The organism is Zoogloea sp., from assembly GCF_028689785.1.
Classification (GTDB): Bacteria; Pseudomonadota; Gammaproteobacteria; order Burkholderiales; family Rhodocyclaceae; genus Zoogloea.
This window is the reverse complement of sequence record NZ_JAQVCN010000078.1, coordinates 1-18,165: the sequence shown is the minus strand read 5'-3', so window position 1 is coordinate 18,165 and position 18,165 is coordinate 1. Positions and strand designations below refer to the sequence as shown.

Below are 18,165 nucleotides of genomic sequence, written 5' to 3'. Positions count from 1 at the left end.
CGCAAGGGCGACGGCGAGCCGGGCGTCAAGAGCATCTGGCTCGGGCTGCAGAAGATCCGCACGGTGATTCAAGCCTTACCTCTTATCGAGTCAGGAAATGCAGGATGAGATGTGTAGAACGGTATGGTCAGAACCACCCTTCGACCTTGCTTCTGGTCGGAACACCCCCTGCATGGACAACCTGACCATCGATCACCACGCCCGGCGTCGACATCACGCCGTAGCCCATGATCGCCGGCAGGTCTTCGACCTTTTCGAGGGCAATCTCAATGCCCTTCTCCTTGGCCACAGCCTCAACCAAGGCAACGGTGCTGCGGCAGTTGGCACATCCTGTGCCGAGAACCTTGATGCTTTTCATGGAAATTCCTTTCGTGAAAATGACAAAGCGGGATAAAGCGTTTTTAACTTTCAGGGCCAAATGTCCGACAGGCAGGACACGGATCGAAAACCTCACAGCACGAGGTTGAAGACGTAGCCCACGATCAGGATTCCGCAGGCCACCACGCCGGCAAAAGTCGCAATAAGCTGGGGCTTGAGCGCCTTGCGCAGGATGATCATCTCGGGCGCAGACAATGCAATCACACTCATCATGAAAGCCAACACGGTGCCCAGTGCCGCCCCCTTGCCGATCAGTGCTTCGACAATCGGAATGACGCCAGCCGCGTTGGTGTACATCGGCACCCCCAGCACCACCGCGGCAGGCACGGCCCACCAGACGTCCTTGCCCATGAAGGACGCCATGAAGTCTTCCGGCACGAAGCCGTGGATGGCGGCCCCCAGTCCGATGCCCGCCAGAATGTAGGGCCACACCTTGCCGACGATTTCCTTGACGTGGGCGCCCCCCGCTTCAAAGCGCTCCACCCAGGAAATACGCTCACCGACGTGATGGGCCGTGCTGCCGGCCTGGATCTTCTGCACCCAGTCCTCCAGGTAGCGCTCCATCTTCAACTTGCCTATCACGAGGCCTGACACGATGGCCACCAGCAGCCCCATCCCGAGGTAAAGCGCAGCGATCTTCCAGCCAAACATCCCGAACAGCAGCACCAAGGCAACCTCATTAACCATCGGCGCCGAGATCAGAAAGGAGAAGGTCACCCCCAAAGGCACGCCTGCAGACAGGAAGCCAATGAACAAGGGCACCGCCGAGCAGGAGCAGAAAGGCGTCACGATCCCCAGGGATGCAGCGAGAACATTGCCGACTCCCTCCCGCTTGCCCGACAGCAGCGCGCGGGTGCGCTCAGGGGAGAAGAAGGTCTGGATGATGCCCATCACGAAGACGATCCCGGTCAGGAGCAGCAACACCTTCGGGGTGTCGTAAAAAAAAAAATGCACCGCCTCGCCGAAGTGAGTTTGCCGCGAGAGGCCCAGAGTCTCGACCACGCCGTCGGCAAAAGCGGTGAGCTGGCTGTAAGCAAGGAGCCAGGCAAGGGTGGCAACGGCAATGCCGAGCAACCAGCGGCCAAGCTTGTTGCGGTCAGGGGCAGCTAAGGGAACGGCAGGCATGGTGTATCTCCGAAACGGGGTCTTGTCTTGGAAGACGATCCATCCAGAAAAAGGATGCAGTCTTTGTGCTGCATTTTCCGGTAGCGCGCACGGCATCTGGAGCCATGTCGGACGATTCGGGATGGCTTAACTCAGTAGCCCGAGCACGGAATGCAGACCGGCTGTCCATCCTTGGTACGAACATAGCGCTCAAAAACGTATTCACCGCAAACGTAGCACTTCGTCTTGTTGAAGGAGCCCTTGACCGGCGTGTACTTGAAGTCCGGCTTCGCCTCGACCTTGAACAGCACATCATCGGCTTGTTCGTAAACCCACTTCAGGATCTCCTCTTGGGCTTCAACAGGAATCTGGGACGGCTCCATTCCCTTCTTCCGATAAGCGAAGAACTGGAATTTCCCCATTGCATCGATGAAATCGGGCTGCAAGGAGAGACGGATCGCGCCCTTCTGAGGGTGGTAGAAAACTGCGGCCAATTTGCCGTAGAAGGTCTTGGCCATCAGAACCTTGCCATAGGTGGCGCCGGTAGCCACCTGGATGCCGTCCATCAGGCAGGTCTGGGGGTGGCCTTCACCGAGTTCGGGGAAGACGAAAAATCCATGGTCTTTCTCGCGCTCGACACCGAGCTTTTCCATTGCAAGGCGACCCATTCGGTAGCCCAAAGGCATGAATGGACACTGGTGGCCATGAAATTCAAAGGCCCATTCCGGGGGGATGTACTGGGTGGTCATGATGCTCTCCTTGAAAAGTGCTGCTGACACTCAGGTAGACGCAAGAGCCAATAGAAAGATGCACCAGCCTCCAGGCGCCACTGAACGTTCAGAGCCTGCCGGCAAGCGTAAGCGCACCACGATTGCTGCTTAAGCAGCTCAGGCACGGAATTTACCGCTGTGCCTTCTGCCAACCTCCAGGAACAAACTGGACGGGGTGTATCGCAGGCACATCTTCCGGCTGAAACGTGACATGCCCGATGCCGAGCTTGGCAGCCACTGCCGTCAGATCCTTGAGCACCTGCGGCCAGGCATTCAGGTTCTCCAGCCGCACATGGGCGGAGATTGCCAGGCGTTCGGCGGCAATCGGCCAGACGTGCAGATCATGCACTTCCCTGACGCCCGACACTCCCGCCAGTGCCCGACCGACCTGCTCGATATCCATGGTAAGAGGCACCCCGTCCAGGGTGGCGTGCAGGGCTTCGCGCAGCAAGCGCACACTGGAGGCAAGGATGAGGCCCCCGATGAGAATCGACAGCAACGGGTCAATCGGCGTCCAGCCGGTGAACCAGATGACGGCACCGGCAACGATGGCAGCGACGGAGCCCAACGCATCGCCCATGACATGCAACAAGGCAGCCCGGACACTCAGGTTGCGCTCGCCACGGGAAAGCACCCAGGCCACCACAAGGTTGATAACGAGCCCGAGCACCGCCACAACACTGACGGTTGCGCCATCAATCTGGCCGGGGCTTTGCAGACGATGCCAGGCCTCGGTGGCAATCACGAAAACCACGGCCAGCATGGACAACGCATTGACCAGTGCCGCGAGGAGTTCAGCCCGCCCAAGCCCATAGGTGTGCCGCCGGCTGGGCGGCCGAGCGGCCAGCCACGCAGCCAAAGCCGAAATCCCCAGGGAAGCGCCATCAGTAACCATATGGCCGGCGTCGGCCAGTAGGGCCAGTGATCCCGAACGCCAGCCGGCAAGCAGTTCGACAACCGAGAAGCCGAGCGTCAACACCAAGGCAAGCAAAAGGGTTCTTCCCGCTGCCGAATGGGTGTGGGCGTGGTCACGCGCCGAATCGGGCGTCTGCGCGACTTCGTGATCATGGTTGTGTTCGTGTGCAGTCATAGCAATCCCCAGGCTGTCTTGATGGCGACGGCCAGCAGCACCAGCGCGATGATCCGCTTGAGCTGATCAGCACGTAATTTTTCGGTGGCCATCCAGGCACCGAGAGCCGCGCCACCTGCTGTTGCCAGGGCCGTCGCTCCAAGTAGCGCCGGCCCAAGATCGGCAACTTGAATGTGGGCCAGAAAGCCCGACAGTGAGGCAAATATCACCACGAATGAAGCGCTGGCCGAGGCCCGCTTTGGCTCCAGCCCGGCCGCGACCAACGCAGGGACGATGATGTTGCCGCCGCCGACCCCCAGCAAGCCACCAACAAAACCCGCCACAGCCCCCACGGGCAGTCCGAGCAGCAGGCCACTCTTCACGGAGCCTCCCATCACACGCGGCTTCGGCTTATAAAACAGCATCATCAAGCTGGCAAAAAGTAGAAAAGCGACGAACAGCCAGAGCAACAGGCTGCGATCCAGCCCCCGACCTAGCTGCACCCCAAGCGGCGAGGCGATGACGGCAATAACCAGCATCGGCACCACCATGCGCCACTCGACCAGACCTTTGCGAATGAAGGTGGCCGACGCGATGGCCATGGCGATCGCGTTGAGCAGCAAGGCGGTCGCCATGGCCGAGTGCAGTTCGACCCCGAGGGCCAGAAAGACGGGGATCAACACAAAAGCCGCACCGACTCCCGCCATGGAAAGCACCGTGGTCAGTACGAATGTGACGACTGCGGCAATGACAAGCATGGAAACCCTGACCTTTCGCTCATGTTGTTTTCGGGTACGTCCTTGCCTTGATGACGCACGTCCGAGCAAAAGGACGCAGCTCACCCGCCGTAATCCGCTTCTTTCTGCATGTCGGCCGAAAGCAGGATCACCTCGATTTCCTCGGTGATTTCCTCCTGGCGCTGGGTGTTGTAGGTGAGCCTGAGGCGGGCGCTGTCTTCGTCGAGGCGCTGCAGCGCACGGTCCATGTGCGTCTGGCGCTGACGGTTCTCGGCCATGAGGGAGCTGTAAAGCACCTCGTTGAGGGCTGCATGGAGATAGTGCCCGGTCAGCCCGCGCAAAAAGTCTGCCGGTGGGAGATTCAACTCCGGGGCATGCGACTGCACGCCGGGCGGCGGCAAGTCACGCAGGGGCAGCAGGCGCCGCATGCGCACTTCACCGGTGGCATCGCAATGGTAGAGCGCGGAGAGTCCGTAGCCAGCCAGTTCGGGCAGATCCAGCAGGCGACCCAGCTCACGCGTCAGTCGCAGCAGAACCGCGGGTACCTCGTCAGCGACGATGGCACCCGGTAGCGCCAGTTCAACACAGGCCCGCTCACCGACCCGGCCCTCTACCCGTCGCCCGACCAGCACCCAACGGACGGGGGCAGCTTGCGTCTTGCATACGCATTCCAGGCGGGCCAGCAAGGCTTCATTGAAGTCTCCGCAGAAGCCTTGTTCAGATCCGACCAGCACGCACAACTCATGCCCCTCGACCGGATTCGTAACCAGCTGCGGATGCCAGGCGAGGAAGTCTGCGGCCGCCTTCTCGATACCAGCCACCATGCGCCGCTGACTGGCGATGAATTCGGCGAGAATGCGGGTTTCCATCAACGCCAACCCTTTCATCGCCGACATGATGCCGGCGATGTCGGAAAGCGCCTCAAGCCGCGTGGCAATCTCACGCCGGCGGCTCATGGCCCTTCTCCCGCAACAGCCCGCTCACCGCGTCGCGCCAGTCCTCACGCGGCGCGGCAAGCCCGGGGCCACCCGCAAGCGCCCATCGCAGCAGCTCGGCCAGGCTGGACTGCAGCGCAGTGCCCACCAGATGGTCAAGGAAGCCCTCGTTGTAGGCCACCAGCCAGGCCATCTGCTGCTCTGGCGAGAGGGGCGCCAGGCGGTCCTGCTTGAGAAATTCCCGGAGCAGCCGACCGCGCTTGATCTTGGCTTCGACGCTCGCTTCGAGGCGCGAACCGAAGCGGGTAAATACTTCGAGTTCGAGAAACTGCAGGAAATCGAGTTTCATCCGACCCGCTTCAGCCTTGATGGCTGGTACCTGGGCCTTGCCACCAATCCGCGACACCGACCGAGTGATGTCGATGGCTGGCAGAAAGCCGCGGGCGTAGAGGGCCGGGTCGAGATAAATCTGACCGTCGGTGATGGAAATCAGGTTCGTCGGGATGTACGCGGATATCTCACCCTGCTCGGTCTCAACGATGGGCAGGGCCGTCATGCTGCCACCGCCATAGCGGGCCGACAGGCAGGTGGAGCGCTCCAGCAGGCGTGAATGGAGATAGAAAATATCGCCCGGATAGGCCTCCCGTCCCGGTGGCCGGCGCAGCAACAGCGAAAGCTCCCGGTATGCCCGCGCATGGGTGGTGAGGTCGTCATAGACCACCAGCACATCCCGCCCGGCGCCCATCCACTCCTCGGCCAAGGCGCAGCCCGCAAAGGGTGCGAGGAACTTGAGTCCGGGCGTGGTCGTGGCCTCGGCAACCACGATGCACGTGATGTCGAGCACCCCGGCCTGACGCAAGGTCTCGATGGTGGCAACAACCGCGGAGCGTTTCTGGCTGATCAGCACATAGACGCACAGGACATTGCGGTTCTTCTGGGCAATGATCGTGTCGACGGCGAGCGAGCTCTTGCCGGTTCCCGCATCACCGATGATGAGTTGGCGCTGGCCTTTGCCGATGGGGATCATGGTGTCCACCATCTTGTTGCCGCTGAGCAAGGGGCGCTCGACGAAATCCCGCGCAGTGATGGGCGGTGAAGCGGCTTCAAGACGCCGCCGACGAATGGACATCGGAGCGGGCGCTCCATCGAGGGGACGCCCCAGCGGATCAACAACCCGGCCGAGAAACCCGTCGCCGACGCCGATATCCAGGCGCCGCCCGGTCAAATGCGCCGACAGCCCGGCGAAGAGTCCTTCCTTCTGGCTGAGTAAAATCGCACCAATACGCTTGCTTCCCAGATGGAAGACCAAGGCCTCGCTGCCGTCCCCGAAGCGCAGGATTTCATCCATGGCTGCCGAGGGCAAGCCTTCGACCCAGGCAATGCCGTCGCCGATGGCAGCTAATTTGCCGACTTCACTGATGCGCAGTTGCGGCCGGTAGTCGTCCAGCCACCGAACTGACTTTGGGTCAGCACTTTCTATGGGTGGCACATCCGGCAAAAACTCAGTTGGCAAAAGACGGAGCCTCCGCAAAGACGCCCAACTCACCCGCCAGACTGCAGTCCAGCTGCCATGCACCCAGGGATACCCGAAGCCCGGCAAGCAAGGAGGCGTCAAGCCCGAACTCGACGCGCCCGGGAAGTTCGAGGCGAGCCCCAATGGTGCTGGCGATGCGCTCCCGCTGCGCGTCGGAAAGCGGATAGGCACTGGTAACGACAGCCGGCCCATGTCCGTTATGGGCTGCCTTCAAGGTCGCCAGACGCGCATCGGGCAAACCAGCCAGTTCTTCAATAAAGACATCCACCAGCCTTGCCTCCAGCTCCGGGCAGGCAAGCCGTGTGAGCAAGGCACTGGCGAACTGCCGGGCCTCTTTGTCGGCCTGGGCCGCCAGTTCGCGCCTCAGGGTTTCCCGGGCATGCGCTTCCACGGCAGCCCCTCGATCGCGCTCGGCGGCCAGATCGTGGCTTAGCAGATCGAGTTGCCGCACGCGCTCGGCAGCCATCTCTGCATCGAAAGCGCTGCGAGCGGCGGCCTTTTCCTGTTCCCAGTCGGCCAGACGGCTTTCAAACTGACTTTGCAGTGTCGTCGCACGGGCTTCCTTGTCACTGGCTTCCCCGAGCGTCCGCGCGATGCCCGCCCGCCGCTCGGCCAGGGTTGCCAGCACCGGCTGGTAGAGAAAGCGTTTCAGTATCCACAGGAGCGCCAGGAAATTGACGATTTCCAGCAGAAAGGTAGTCCAGTCGAGGCCCATGAGCGCCTCCTACTTCAAGAGGTATTCGAGCAGCGGATTGCGGAACAGGATGATGAGGACAATCACCAGAACGTAGATGGCCAGAGACTCGATCATCGCCAGACCGATGAACAGGGTCCGGGTGATGGACTTTTCCGCCTCCGGCTGGCGTGCCAGTGACTCCAGCGCCTGGGTGATCGCGCGTCCCATGGCAATGGCCGGAAAAATGATACCCACGGCAATGGCCACCGCTGCCGCAACGGTAGAAATCAGTACAAACCAGTGCATGTCGCTCATGTCGAGCTTCCTTTCTTGTCCGGAGCGTTAGAGGACGTTGTATCGGAAGCGTGTGACGCTTCCTGGGATTGCATGCCCCCGGCGATGTAAATCAGCGCCAGAGTGCCAAAGATGTAGGCCTGAACCAGGGCTTCGATGATGTGGAGCATGAGGATCGGCACCGGCACCAGCAGGCCGGCCACCAGCAACACCAGGAGGGCCGCCATCTCCAGGCTCATGATGTTGCCGAAAAGACGCACGGCCAGCGCCAGCGTGCGGGACAGCTCACCCAGCAGATGGAACGGCAGGAGGACCGGGCTGGGCGTCAGGTAGTGATGCAGATAGGTTTTCAGGGAACTGCTGCGGATGCCGAACCAATGCACCGACAGGAACACCAGGAATGCCAGCGCCGCCGTGGTCGACAGGTCACCGGTGGGCGAATGCAGTTCGGGGACGAGGCCGGTCAGGTTGGCGACGGCCACGAAGATCCACAGGGTGCCGACAAACGGCAACAAGAGTCCGGAGCGGCCAGGTAGAACCCCTTCGATGGCGGCCTCGATCGACTGGACCGCACCCTCCAGTGCCGTTTGTACCAAGCCGGGGGATGCGACCGACAGGTTTCGGGTCGCCAGCCACGCGCCCACACCCAATAGAAGCAGGATGCCCCATGTCGTGACCACCGTTGAGGTGATCTGCAGGAAGCCCAACTGAAAGACGATGTGCGCCGCTTCCATTACCAGTGCTTCCGGATGAACACGTAAACATTGATGACGCCAACAGCGAGACCCAACAGGATGCAGTTCACCGTCCAGCGCACCGTATAACCTTCGCCCATGCCGTCGAGCCAGCGTCCCAGATAGGCGCCGCCCAGCAAGGGCGCTACAAACAGAGCCGAGAGGCTGCCCAGGAATACGGTCTGCGCCAGCAACGAACGGCGGCCACGCTCCGCCTCCTTCAGCCTTTCACTGTCCCGTGCCACGTCACGGCGCCATTTTTCATCGTTCATGAGGGCCACCGGTCGAGGCTTCTCAAACGCCGGAACAGGGCCTGTTCCAGCTTCTGCAAGTTGTCCTTGACGCTCTTGAGCGCGTTTTCTTCTTCGGCCAGTTGCCCGGCCAGCGCCGCGGAGATGCGTTCGTAATCCGCATCGCACAGGTAGCGGCGGGTGCTCAGTTCAAGGTGGTTGTCGGAAAAGGACAGCACGGCCCCCGGACAGGCCAGATAGAGCCAGCTTCCATCCGCGATGCGGAACCGTGACAGTCCATACTCAAGAACCGTCATGAAACGGGCGCGGCCGGGCAGGATGCCGAAGCTGCCACTGGCGTCCGTCCCGACGAAGCTCGTTACGCCTTCCAGGCGTTCAGTTCGCACGGCGCCTTGCAGATCGAGCGTGAAGCTGCTCATTCCACGCCCTCCATGCTGCCGCGCATATAGCAACGCGATTCCGGCAGCGCGTCATACCGGCCGTTCAGAAACGCCTCGCAGTCGGTCAATACTCTTTCCAGCGGGACCGAGGCACCGTCGATACCGGTGTGCTCGGCGACGACAAAAAACGGCTGTGTGAGATAGCGTTCGAGCAGGCGTGCCCGCAGCACCGTGAGCCGATCAGCCTCCGACAGGGCTTCCAGTCCCAGCATGGCGATGATGTCTTCCAATTCCCGATAACGGGCCAGGTGCTCCCGCACCGCCTGGGCCACCCGGTAGTGGCGATCTCCGAGGGTTACCCGATCCATCATCCGGCTTCCCGAGGCCAGCGGATCGACCGCCGGGTAAATCCCCTTGGCCGCCTGGTTACGCGACAAAATCACGTTGGTGTCCAGGTGCGCGAGGATCGCCCCCACCGCCGGGTCGGTCATGTCGTCAGCCGGCACATAGACCGCCTCGACTGCCGTGATGTTGCCGCTCCGGGTGGATGAGATACGTTCCTGCAGTTCTGCCACTTCGGACAGTAGCGTCGGCTGGTAGCCCACGGTGGCCGGCATGCGCCCGAGGAGCCCCGACAACTCGCTGCCGGCCTGTACGAAGCGGAAGGCGTTATCCATCAGGAACAGCACTTCCTTCGCCACATGGTCGCGCAGGTACTCGGCGTAGGTCAGCGCCGACAATCCGATGCGAAAGCGCACCCCCGGCGACTCGTCCATCTGGCCGAACACCATCAGGGTGCGCGGCATCACGCCAGCGTCCTGCATGTCGTGCCAAAGCTCATGCCCCTCGCGGATGCGCTCGCCAACCCCGGCGAACACCGATACGCCCTGGTGCAAACGCACGATGGCATGCATGAACTCCATGATGAGCACGGTCTTGCCCACCCCGGCCCCACCGAACAAACCGGTCTTGCCTCCGCGCACGAAGGGGCACAGCAGGTCGATGACTTTGATACCGGTGGGCAGGATTTCTCCAACGCCGGTCGCCTCCGAAAGTGGAATGGGGGCCGCAACTATGGGGCGAAACTCTTCGGTGTCCAGCGCCGGGCCACCATCCAGCGGCTGGCCGAAGATATCCAGCAGGCGCCCCAGGCAAGCCGGCGTGACCGGGATCTGGAGCGGCCCGCCGGTATCGAACACCGGCATCAGCCGGTGCAGCCCCCCCGTACCATGCAAGGCGATGGCCCGCGCCCGCGACTCGTCGAGATGGCGATGCACTTCAAAGATGTAGCGCTCTCCATCGAGGCACACATAGACCGCCTGATGCAGCGCTGGCAACCGGGTGCACAGAATGTCGATGACGGGTCCATGAACCTCCTCGATCACACCCAGCGGCGGCCCCGCAGGCACAGGGCACGCTAACCGCGAGGGTGCAATCGGCAAGGGAGTTTCGCGGGCGCTCATGGCCACTTGAGGTCGCTAAGTCCGGTCCTGCTCCTGCTCGGCCTCGAACAGCATCGTCGCCAGGGAAGTCAGCCCTTCCTTCTGCGCAGCCTCCGAGATTTCCTCCAGGCGTGCGCCAGAATCAATCAACTTGGCGGTTTCGCAGCCGGCCGGCAACTGCTGTCGGAACTCCTTCAGCCGCGCAGCCAGCTCCCCCTCCACCAGACCGGAAGGGTCGAGCGCGGCATTGCCGGCACCGCCTTCCTCACAGGCCTCGAAGAGCGCACCGGCCAGCGCATGCAAGCCCTCTGCCGTCGCACAAGCCGCAATCTCTTCCGGGCCGGCGCCGCGACTGATTGCGGCAGCCGTTTCGCTGTCCTTCGGCAGGGTGCCGCTGAAGGACTCCAGAATCTGCTTGATGATGTCCATGTCTCACTCCTCTTGATGACTTATCGATGAAGAAACAAGGGAATCGACCGCCTCGGCTCGACCGGCGTCTTTGGCGATACCTTCCCGGGAAAATCAGAGCATTTCCAGCGCCAGGGCAATGCCTTGGCCGCCACCGATACACAAGGTAACGATACCCTTCTTCAATCCATCCCGTTGCAGCGAGTGCAGAAGGCGTGTGGTGAGGACGGCACCCGAGGCGCCGATAGGATGGCCGTGGGCAATGGCCCCACCTTCTTTTCCGAAGAAAGTTGCGATCTCCGGAGGGTTTCGCGGATGACCGCTGCACCCAATACCGTTGCTGGCGTGGCCTTCAGGCTGCCACCGTACGTGCCAATGGGAGTTCGGACGGGATGACACAGGACAACTTCGATTACGCTCATGATCTGCCTCCAACGTGTGGGATGGAAACTGGCTGACCTCACATAGGGCCTTCATTAAACGTAGACGAAACAGGGTCGAAAAGGATGCAGGCCTGAGCCCGTGATTTAGCCAAGTGGTGGCCGGGGAACAAAGCAACAAACGTGGCCAGCTTCATCGAGACGGACCTGACACGCCTGTGACATCTGTGCCCGCAGACGCTGACGTGCCCGCTGGATGCGCGACTTGGCACCGGGCAGAGATAAGCCTTTCAGTTCCGCGAACAAAGCCTGGGGCATTCCCTCCAGATCACAGCGCTGGATGGCTTCGCGATCTTCCTCGGAGAGCTCCGAAAGTACCCTGGGCAGACAGTTGGCCAATCCATCTATCGCAAAAAATTCGGGCTCGATTGCGGGTATGTCCTCGGGCAAAGTCACTTCATTACGGGTGCGACGGCTACGGTCGATCAGGGTGTTCCGTGCGACCTCAAACAACCAGGCGCGTGCATTCACGACTGAACAAAAGTTGTCGCCCTGAGCCCAGGCTTTAAGGAACAGGTCGTGCAGAAGATCTTCGGCCTCTGACGGGTTATTCAGTCGGTGGCGCATGAAGTTCAACAACTCTGCTTCATGCGTGCGCCAGGCGGTGATCAGGCAGGAAACAGCCATCCCTCACTCCGGTATGCCCCGGCGTACGGTGCCGACCAACTCACACCCCGCCGCGACGGTATTGAAGACGATCCCGGGGCTTCCCTCACGATGACACACCACGCCATTCGCCCAGGGCAACCTGGATCTCAAATCTTGTTCTGGTTCACGCGCCGGGACAGCTCCTCGGCGCTCTCCTTGCGTTCACTGTAGCGATCTACGAGATAAGGCGTGATATCCCGCGTCAAGAGAGTGAATTTGACCAGTTCCTCCATGACATCCACCACCCGATCATAGTAGGCAGACGGCTTCATGCGGTCGTTATCGTCAAACTCCTGAAAGGCCTTGGCGACTGACGACTGGTTGGGAATGGTCAACATCCGCATCCAGCGCCCCAGGACGCGCATCTGGTTAACCGCGTTGAACGACTGGGAGCCTCCACTGACCTGCATCACTGCCAAGGTCTTACCCTGAGTCGGACGTACTGCGCCCGAGTTGAGGGGAATCCAGTCGATCTGCGCCTTCATGATCCCCGTCATGGCCCCATGGCGCTCCGGCGAGCACCACACCATGCCTTCGGCCCACTGCGTCAGTTCACGCAGCTCCGCCACCTTCGGGTGGGTTTCCGGTGCATCGTCAGGCAGCGGCAGGCCGCTCGGGTTGAAGATCCGGACGTCTCCGCCCATTGCAGTCAGTAGCCGTGCCGCCTCTTCAACGACGAGGCGACTGAACGAACGCTGTCGCAAGGAGCCGTAGAGCAGCAGGAACCTTGGTGCATGGGTCGAGACCTGCGCGGGGCGCAAGGCTGCCTGGTCAGGCACCTGAAAGAGGTCGGCCCGCAGCTGGGGCATGGTGGAGAGGTTTTCGGACATGGAGATACCTTTGAAAAGGCAGTCCCGGGATCAACTGCCTGGAGTCTTTCCCGGGACGATTTTTACTGCTCAATCAGACCGCTTCAGCCTTGAAGTAGCGCTTCTGCAGCCACAGCGACACGTTAACCAGACCGATCATCACGGGCACTTCGACGAGTGGCCCGATGACCGCGGCAAACGCAGCCCCCGAGTTGATCCCGTAGACCGCCACCGCCACCGCAATCGCCAGTTCGAAATTGTTGCTGGCCGCCGTGAATGAGAGCGTCGCGCACTTCTTGTAGTTGGCGCCCACCTTGCGGCTCATGAAGAAGGAGACGGCGAACATGATCACGAAGTAGATGAGCAGCGGGATGGCAATGCGCACCACGTCCATCGGAATCGTGACGATCAGCTTTCCCTTCAGGCTGAACATCACCACGATGGTGAACAGCAGGGCGATCAGCGTGATAGGGCCGATCTTCGGTACAAAGTGAGTGTGATACCAGTCCTTTGAAACGAAACGCAGCATCACCACGCGCGTCAGGATACCGGCAACACAAGGGATGCCCAGATAGATCAGTACGCTTTCGGCGATCTGCCCGATGGAGATATCGACCACCGAGCCGGACAACCCGAACAGCGGCGGCAGCACGGTGACAAAAAGCCAGGCATAGACGCTGTAGAAAAGCACCTGGAAGATCGAGTTGAAGGCCACCAGCCCCGCGGCGTACTCGGTCGATCCTTTGGCGATCTCGTTCCACACGATGACCATGGCGATACAGCGGGCCAGCCCGATCATGATCAGGCCGACCATATACTCCGGTTTGTCAGGCAGGAAGATCACTGCCAGCGCAAACATCAGGATCGGCCCGATCACCCAGTTCTGGATCAGTGATAGCCCCAGCACCTTCTTGTCGCGGAACACATCCGGCAATTCCTCGTACCGCACCTTTGCAAAGGGTGGGTACATCATCAGGATCAAACCGATCGCGATGGGAATGTTGGTCGTGCCGACCTGAAAACTGTTGATGAAATCCTCGACACCGGGCACCAGATAGCCCAGCGCCACACCCAGCGCCATGGCCGCGAAGATCCAGACCGTCAGATACCGGTCCAGGAAAGAGAGTTTTTTCGTTACTTCACTCACAGCACACCTCTGCTTGAATCGTTAGATGCCTTCAGGCACCGGTCCCCTGCTCGCGACCGATCTGATCGAGTTCACGCTTGAGAGCCATGCCTTCGAGCTTCGCGATCGGCAGGCTCGCAAACAACGAAATCCGCCGATGCAACAACATGAAAACCTGCGAAAAGGCGCGCTGCATCGCCTCAGTCGAACCCTCCACGGCGGCGGGATCTTCGACCCCCCAATGGGCGGTCATCGGTTGGCCCGGCCAGATGGGACAGACTTCACCGGCTGCGTTATCGCAAACCGTGAAGACGAAATCCAGATGCGGGGAGTCCGGTGTGGCGAACTCGTCCCAGCTCTTGCTGCGCAACCCTTCGGTGTTCATGTGGTTACGCTGGAGGAGTTCGATGGCCAGAGGATTGACCTGACCAGCCGGGTGGCTGCCAGCGCTAAAGGCCCGAAAACGCCCCCTGCCGATCTCATTAAGGATGGACTCGCCCAGGATGCTGCGGGCTGAGTTGCCGGTGCACAGGAAAAGTACGTTGTAGATCTTGTCGGACATATCAAACTCCCTGAGTAGTTTGGCCTTGATTGGCCAGTTCGAGCAGGCGTTCAACGCCAATGGGTTCTTCTTTGAGCATCGGTACGACGGCGTAGCGAATCGCATGACGGCTGGCAACGGCCTCGATCTCGATCAGTTCGTTGCAGGCGCGCCGACGTAGCAGCGGTGAATGAGGGCGTGCGGCTGCCACGCTGTTATTGATGACCCATGCCCAAGGCGCGATGCCTGCCCGGCGCAGATCTGCCTGCAGGTTGGCGGCTTCGAGGACCGGCGTGGTTTCTGCCAGGGTCGTGATCAGCACCTTGGTCTGCTTCGGGTCCTGCAACTGCATCATCGGCGTCGTGAAGTGCATACCCTTGCTCCCCATCTGCCGGGCAATCTCCCGGTGATAGGCGCCGGTTGCATCGAGCAGCAGCAAGGTGTGGCCAGTCGGTGCGGTATCCATGACGACGAATTTCCTGCCGGCCTCGCGGATGATTCGGGAGAAGGCCTGGAAGACAGCAATCTCCTCGGTGCAAGGCGAACGCAGATCCTCTTCCAGCAGCGCGCGACCCTGCGCATCAAGTTGGGCGCCCTTGGTCTTGAGCACCTGCTCCCGATAACGCTCGGTCTCGGCATGAGGATCGATACGGCTGACAGTCAGGTTCTCCTGCGAACCATCGAGAGTTTCCGAAAGATGAGCAGCGGGATCGGAGGTCGTGAGATGCACCGGCAAGCCGCGATCCGCGAGTTCGAGGGCAATCGCGGCCGCGATCGTCGTCTTGCCGACTCCGCCTTTCCCCATCAGCATCACCAGCCCGTGACCATCCGCAGCAATGCCATCGACCAGCGTGGCAAGGCTCGGCGCATCCAGGTAGGGAGCGGCAGAGTCTTGCGCGGCATCGGCTGCGACGTCCGTAAACAGGCTGCGCAGCGCATCCAGCCCCACAAGGTTGAAAGGCTTCAGCGCCAGGATGTCGCAAGGCAGGGATGCCAGCACGGGCGGAATTGCCGCGAGTGCAACGTGCTCACGGTCGAAAATCGCTTTTGCCAGCGCGTCCTGCGCCGCCTCTTCAGCCGGCAGCACCCCGTTGATAACGAGGTACTGACGCGTCAAGCCAATCGCCGCAAGCTCCTCATGGGTACGTGCAACTTCACGTAGCGTGGCCTGCTGTGCACGGGCAACCAGCACGAGCCGGGTCCGCTGCGGGTCCGCCAGGGCATCGACGGCCGCCTTGTACTGGCTGCGTTGTTTCTCAAGGCCGGCAAGCGGTCCGAGGCAGGACGCATCACCTTTCCCTTCTTCGAGAAAGCCGCTCCACGCCCCGGGGAGTTGCAGCAATCGGATCGTATGTCCGGTCGGTGCGGTATCGAAGATGATGTGCTCGTAGTCGGCAGTCAGGCTCGAATCCACCAGAAGCGCCGTGAACTCATCGAAGGCTGCAATTTCGGTCGTGCAGGCCCCGGAAAGTTGCTCCTCGATGCCACGCACCACGTCGTCCGGCAACAATCCGCGCACGGGGCCGACAATCCGGTCCCGGTAGGCCTGAGCGGCAGCCTGCGGATCGATTTCCAGCGCAGCAAGGTTCGGCACCGCAGGAATTGGCGTAACCCGATTGCCAATCTCGATCCCGAAAACCTGGCCCACATTGGACGCGGGATCGGTACTCACCAGCAACACGCGACGCCCCTGCGCGGCGAGTTCAATTGCCGTTGCGCAGGCAATCGACGTTTTACCGACACCACCCTTGCCGGTGAAAAACAGAAAGTGCGGCGGCTGTTCGAGGAATTTCATGGTCGTCTCCCGAGGAGATCTCAGCAGCACTTGCTGCCGCTGCAGCAGCCGCCCTTGGATGCGTCGGCCTGGACCACAAGAACACCCAGCCAGCGGGCAAGTTCGTTGCGGTTGGGGTAACGCCCGGCCAGGGCCACCTCGCCATCGAGGAGTACCAGCGGCAGGGCTTCCTGCCCGGAGCGCTCCAGGTAGCCGCGCACGATGGCGTTTTCGGCAAAGACGAGAGGCTGCTGGGACAGGTTGAAGCGCTCGACCGTCGCCCCCTGCTGCTTCGCCCAGTCCACGTCCGCCGAAAACTGCACGAGGGCCTGATCGACATCGACGCCACACACTCCGGTGCTGCAGCACAGGGCCGGATCAAAAATCTGAATGGTTTTCATTTTGACTCTCCAACGAAAGTTGAAATATTTATTACGGCAAAAGCGTGCCGATGCGATCCAGCTCAGCCTTCAGGCGGGCACGATCGCCCTGCAGCTCACTCAGCGGCAGAGCCAGGAATGCTTCAATCCGGGCACGCAGGATCTGATAGGCCGTCATGAAAGCGGCGTCGATTTCTTCGTCAGTGCCCGTCGCATGGGCCGGGTCTTCGACGCCCCAATGGGTGCGAAGAACGGGACCGAGATAAACCGGGCAGGTTTCACCGGCAGCGCTGGCACAGACGGTCACGACGACATCGGGGGTGACAGGGAGATCGTCCCAGGACTTGCTGTGATAGCCCTCGGTGGCGATGCCTTCCCGCGCAAGAAGCGCGAGCGAGCGCGGATGGACATAACCGGCAGGCTTGCTGCCGGCGCTGACGGCATGCCAACCCACCGGAGCCAGATGGTTGAAGGTCGCTTCGGCGAGAATCGAACGACAAGAGTTGCCGGTACAGAGGAAGAGGACGTTCATGGTCAGGACTTCGCTTATTTAGGGGAAATCGGGGGAAGCAGTGCATCGGCGCAGGACGACGCTGCACGAAGATCAACGCACTTTCCGGGGTTGCCGGAACAGCATTCTTCGGTGAGGTAGGCGATCAAATCCAGCATCAGCGGGATGTTCGCGCGGTAGCGCTGGAACCGACCTTCCTGTTCAACCGTCACCATGCCTGCATGGGTCAGCGCCTTGAGGTGAAAGGACAGGCTGGAAGGGGCGATGTCGAGGGCAGACGCGATATCACCGGCCACCATGCCCTCCGGTCCTTGCTTGACCAGCAGACGGAAGGCCTCCAGGCGCCAGCTGGATGACAGGGATTCAAAAATCGAGGTTGCGGCTTTGGTTTCCATCGTCTAACTATACAACTATTCAACAATTATAGAAACGATGCCTGGTCCCGTAAAACGGAGCTTTACATGAGCAGTTGGCGACCAAAGGGTATGGAGCATTTCCGGCTCATTCCCCCTCATATGATCAAAGTGATCTTGTGCGATTTGTTCAGTACGCGGGGCGAGATCAAAAACCCTACTGCTGACTTCTTACGAAACGCCTCATGGATCAGAGGTCTTCCTCGCGGTAATGCCTAAAATCCGTCTGGGGTTGGGGCTACTTCGCCTGAATCAGAGTTATGCAACAACGTCTTTTCCGCCCCAGAAAATGGTAAGCCTAGCTTGATAGCCAGACGGTAGGCCCAAGTCGCGCGATAACGGCTCTCTTCCTTGCCACCCCGCTTGGGCAAGATTTTTGGTAATCGACGGCACGCGCAAACTTCGCTCAGGGCACTGTGAGCACAAGAATCCCAATGCCCACCGTTGTCGACCATGCTATCCAGGACTGTCTTCACGTGCGCATCAATGTCGGCGAAGGGGGCCGGAGCCAAGAATGAAAGTACCATTGTAGATAACGCCCATTCGCCGCCCCGATCCACGTCGACTAACACCACCGGCGGCTTGTCTATGACGTTTATGAGGACGACCAAACAGCAACGCGGACGACGACCGATCGTGGAGAATGCGCGGCCCGGCTTCAGCCGGCACAAAGACATGGATATCTCTGTGTCGCTTAGAACGTGTTCACGATCCCACGGCGATACCTGAAAATACCCGGATGCGTAGCAAAAAATACCCCAGCGACATCACCCGCGAACAATTTCTGGTGATTCTGCCGATGCTCGAAGCC

22 protein-coding genes and 1 pseudogene are annotated in these 18,165 nt (G+C 60.8%); all 23 read right to left on the bottom strand.

Annotated features, from left to right (window positions below):
- Window positions 1-127 precede the first annotated feature (127 nt).
- Complete coding sequence (locus tag PHI64_RS21300; protein WP_148581235.1) at window positions 128-358, bottom strand: thioredoxin family protein; 231 nt, start codon at window positions 356-358, stop codon at window positions 128-130.
- 92 nt (window positions 359-450) lie between these two features.
- Window positions 451-1,503 carry a permease gene (locus PHI64_RS21295; RefSeq protein ID WP_299887643.1) on the bottom strand — a complete coding sequence of 351 codons (1,053 nt, stop codon included), beginning with the start codon at window positions 1,501-1,503 and terminating at the stop codon, window positions 451-453.
- A 131-nt stretch (window positions 1,504-1,634) separates the two neighbouring features.
- Window positions 1,635-2,231, bottom strand: coding sequence for an FmdE family protein (locus PHI64_RS21290; protein WP_299887640.1), 597 nt, complete (start codon window positions 2,229-2,231; stop codon window positions 1,635-1,637).
- Between the two features lie 151 nt (window positions 2,232-2,382).
- Window positions 2,383-3,342, bottom strand: coding sequence for a cation diffusion facilitator family transporter (locus tag PHI64_RS21285; protein WP_299887637.1), 960 nt, complete (start codon window positions 3,340-3,342; stop codon window positions 2,383-2,385).
- Window positions 3,339-4,079: a sulfite exporter TauE/SafE family protein gene (locus PHI64_RS21280; protein ID WP_299887634.1), complete on the bottom strand. Its 741-nt coding sequence runs from the start codon at window positions 4,077-4,079 to the stop codon at window positions 3,339-3,341. The genes PHI64_RS21285 and PHI64_RS21280 overlap by 4 nt, the downstream gene beginning before the upstream one ends.
- Before the next feature lie 80 nt (window positions 4,080-4,159).
- Window positions 4,160-5,014, bottom strand: a complete 855-nt coding sequence (locus PHI64_RS21275; RefSeq protein WP_299887631.1) for a FoF1 ATP synthase subunit gamma — start codon at window positions 5,012-5,014, stop codon at window positions 4,160-4,162.
- Window positions 4,998-6,482: a F0F1 ATP synthase subunit alpha gene (locus PHI64_RS21270; RefSeq protein ID WP_299887628.1), complete on the bottom strand. Its 1,485-nt coding sequence runs from the start codon at window positions 6,480-6,482 to the stop codon at window positions 4,998-5,000. The genes PHI64_RS21275 and PHI64_RS21270 overlap by 17 nt, the downstream gene beginning before the upstream one ends.
- Before the next feature lie 13 nt (window positions 6,483-6,495).
- Entirely contained in the window at window positions 6,496-7,242 is a 747-nt protein-coding gene (locus PHI64_RS21265) for a F0F1 ATP synthase subunit delta (protein WP_148581242.1), read from the bottom strand.
- 9 nt (window positions 7,243-7,251) lie between these two features.
- Window positions 7,252-7,509, bottom strand: a complete 258-nt coding sequence (gene atpE, locus PHI64_RS21260) for an ATP synthase F0 subunit C (RefSeq protein WP_342781983.1) — start codon at window positions 7,507-7,509, stop codon at window positions 7,252-7,254.
- Window positions 7,510-7,514: 5 nt separating this feature from the next.
- Complete coding sequence (locus tag PHI64_RS21255) at window positions 7,515-8,231, bottom strand: F0F1 ATP synthase subunit A (protein WP_299887622.1); 717 nt, start codon at window positions 8,229-8,231, stop codon at window positions 7,515-7,517.
- The gene (locus tag PHI64_RS21250) at window positions 8,231-8,503 is read right to left on the bottom strand and encodes an AtpZ/AtpI family protein (protein WP_148581245.1); all 273 of its coding nucleotides are present in this window, start codon (window positions 8,501-8,503) and stop codon (window positions 8,231-8,233) included. Before PHI64_RS21250 ends, PHI64_RS21255 begins: the two co-directional genes overlap by 1 nt.
- Window positions 8,500-8,901, bottom strand: coding sequence for a hypothetical protein (locus tag PHI64_RS21245; RefSeq protein WP_299887617.1), 402 nt, complete (start codon window positions 8,899-8,901; stop codon window positions 8,500-8,502). Before PHI64_RS21245 ends, PHI64_RS21250 begins: the two co-directional genes overlap by 4 nt.
- Entirely contained in the window at window positions 8,898-10,325 is a 1,428-nt protein-coding gene (gene atpD, locus PHI64_RS21240) for a F0F1 ATP synthase subunit beta (RefSeq protein WP_299887614.1), read from the bottom strand. Before atpD ends, PHI64_RS21245 begins: the two co-directional genes overlap by 4 nt.
- A gap of 15 nt (window positions 10,326-10,340) precedes the next feature.
- Complete coding sequence (locus PHI64_RS21235) at window positions 10,341-10,733, bottom strand: hypothetical protein (RefSeq protein ID WP_148581248.1); 393 nt, start codon at window positions 10,731-10,733, stop codon at window positions 10,341-10,343.
- A gap of 93 nt (window positions 10,734-10,826) precedes the next feature.
- Window positions 10,827-10,985, bottom strand: a pseudogene (locus tag PHI64_RS21230) (acetyl-CoA C-acyltransferase); the annotation flags it as partial.
- A 254-nt stretch (window positions 10,986-11,239) separates the two neighbouring features.
- Window positions 11,240-11,779, bottom strand: a complete 540-nt coding sequence (locus tag PHI64_RS21225; protein ID WP_299887607.1) for a sigma-70 family RNA polymerase sigma factor — start codon at window positions 11,777-11,779, stop codon at window positions 11,240-11,242.
- Between the two features lie 128 nt (window positions 11,780-11,907).
- Window positions 11,908-12,630: an arsenical resistance protein ArsH gene (arsH, locus tag PHI64_RS21220; protein WP_299887604.1), complete on the bottom strand. Its 723-nt coding sequence runs from the start codon at window positions 12,628-12,630 to the stop codon at window positions 11,908-11,910.
- 73 nt (window positions 12,631-12,703) lie between these two features.
- Complete coding sequence (gene arsB / locus PHI64_RS21215; RefSeq protein ID WP_299887601.1) at window positions 12,704-13,756, bottom strand: ACR3 family arsenite efflux transporter; 1,053 nt, start codon at window positions 13,754-13,756, stop codon at window positions 12,704-12,706.
- 31 nt (window positions 13,757-13,787) lie between these two features.
- On the bottom strand, window positions 13,788-14,297 hold the full coding sequence (locus PHI64_RS21210) for an arsenate reductase ArsC (RefSeq protein WP_299887599.1): 510 nt from the start codon (window positions 14,295-14,297) through the stop codon (window positions 13,788-13,790).
- Between the two features lies 1 nt (window position 14,298).
- Window positions 14,299-16,071: an arsenical pump-driving ATPase gene (arsA, locus tag PHI64_RS21205; protein WP_299887597.1), complete on the bottom strand. Its 1,773-nt coding sequence runs from the start codon at window positions 16,069-16,071 to the stop codon at window positions 14,299-14,301.
- 20 nt (window positions 16,072-16,091) lie between these two features.
- Entirely contained in the window at window positions 16,092-16,451 is a 360-nt protein-coding gene (gene arsD, locus PHI64_RS21200; RefSeq protein ID WP_299887595.1) for an arsenite efflux transporter metallochaperone ArsD, read from the bottom strand.
- A gap of 31 nt (window positions 16,452-16,482) precedes the next feature.
- Window positions 16,483-16,962 carry an arsenate reductase ArsC gene (locus tag PHI64_RS21195; RefSeq protein WP_299887593.1) on the bottom strand — a complete coding sequence of 160 codons (480 nt, stop codon included), beginning with the start codon at window positions 16,960-16,962 and terminating at the stop codon, window positions 16,483-16,485.
- 14 nt (window positions 16,963-16,976) lie between these two features.
- On the bottom strand, window positions 16,977-17,336 hold the full coding sequence (locus tag PHI64_RS21190; RefSeq protein ID WP_299887591.1) for a helix-turn-helix transcriptional regulator: 360 nt from the start codon (window positions 17,334-17,336) through the stop codon (window positions 16,977-16,979).
- Window positions 17,337-18,165: the final 829 nt, after the last annotated feature.

What these genes read in the sequence shown, in the direction of transcription:
- PHI64_RS21250 (WP_148581245.1), bottom strand. Translation starts at nt 8,503, where the DNA reads ATGAACGATGAAAAATGGCGCCGTGACGTGGCACGGGACAGTGAAAGG.
- PHI64_RS21295 (WP_299887643.1), bottom strand. Translation starts at nt 1,503, where the DNA reads ATGCCTGCCGTTCCCTTAGCTGCCCCTGACCGCAACAAGCTTGGCCGC.
- PHI64_RS21235 (WP_148581248.1), bottom strand. Translation starts at nt 10,733, where the DNA reads ATGGACATCATCAAGCAGATTCTGGAGTCCTTCAGCGGCACCCTGCCG.
- PHI64_RS21290 (WP_299887640.1), bottom strand. Translation starts at nt 2,231, where the DNA reads ATGACCACCCAGTACATCCCCCCGGAATGGGCCTTTGAATTTCATGGC.
- arsH (WP_299887604.1), bottom strand. Translation starts at nt 12,630, where the DNA reads ATGTCCGAAAACCTCTCCACCATGCCCCAGCTGCGGGCCGACCTCTTT.
- PHI64_RS21265 (WP_148581242.1), bottom strand. Translation starts at nt 7,242, where the DNA reads ATGGGCCTCGACTGGACTACCTTTCTGCTGGAAATCGTCAATTTCCTG.
- PHI64_RS21280 (WP_299887634.1), bottom strand. Translation starts at nt 4,079, where the DNA reads ATGCTTGTCATTGCCGCAGTCGTCACATTCGTACTGACCACGGTGCTT.
- PHI64_RS21210 (WP_299887599.1), bottom strand. Translation starts at nt 14,297, where the DNA reads ATGTCCGACAAGATCTACAACGTACTTTTCCTGTGCACCGGCAACTCA.
- PHI64_RS21190 (WP_299887591.1), bottom strand. Translation starts at nt 17,336, where the DNA reads ATGGAAACCAAAGCCGCAACCTCGATTTTTGAATCCCTGTCATCCAGC.
- PHI64_RS21255 (WP_299887622.1), bottom strand. Translation starts at nt 8,231, where the DNA reads ATGGAAGCGGCGCACATCGTCTTTCAGTTGGGCTTCCTGCAGATCACC.
- PHI64_RS21285 (WP_299887637.1), bottom strand. Translation starts at nt 3,342, where the DNA reads ATGACTGCACACGAACACAACCATGATCACGAAGTCGCGCAGACGCCC.
- atpE (WP_342781983.1), bottom strand. Translation starts at nt 7,509, where the DNA reads ATGCACTGGTTTGTACTGATTTCTACCGTTGCGGCAGCGGTGGCCATT.
- PHI64_RS21245 (WP_299887617.1), bottom strand. Translation starts at nt 8,901, where the DNA reads ATGAGCAGCTTCACGCTCGATCTGCAAGGCGCCGTGCGAACTGAACGC.
- arsD (WP_299887595.1), bottom strand. Translation starts at nt 16,451, where the DNA reads ATGAAAACCATTCAGATTTTTGATCCGGCCCTGTGCTGCAGCACCGGA.
- PHI64_RS21275 (WP_299887631.1), bottom strand. Translation starts at nt 5,014, where the DNA reads ATGAGCCGCCGGCGTGAGATTGCCACGCGGCTTGAGGCGCTTTCCGAC.
- arsA (WP_299887597.1), bottom strand. Translation starts at nt 16,071, where the DNA reads ATGAAATTCCTCGAACAGCCGCCGCACTTTCTGTTTTTCACCGGCAAG.
- PHI64_RS21195 (WP_299887593.1), bottom strand. Translation starts at nt 16,962, where the DNA reads ATGAACGTCCTCTTCCTCTGTACCGGCAACTCTTGTCGTTCGATTCTC.
- atpD (WP_299887614.1), bottom strand. Translation starts at nt 10,325, where the DNA reads ATGAGCGCCCGCGAAACTCCCTTGCCGATTGCACCCTCGCGGTTAGCG.
- PHI64_RS21300 (WP_148581235.1), bottom strand. Translation starts at nt 358, where the DNA reads ATGAAAAGCATCAAGGTTCTCGGCACAGGATGTGCCAACTGCCGCAGC.
- PHI64_RS21225 (WP_299887607.1), bottom strand. Translation starts at nt 11,779, where the DNA reads ATGGCTGTTTCCTGCCTGATCACCGCCTGGCGCACGCATGAAGCAGAG.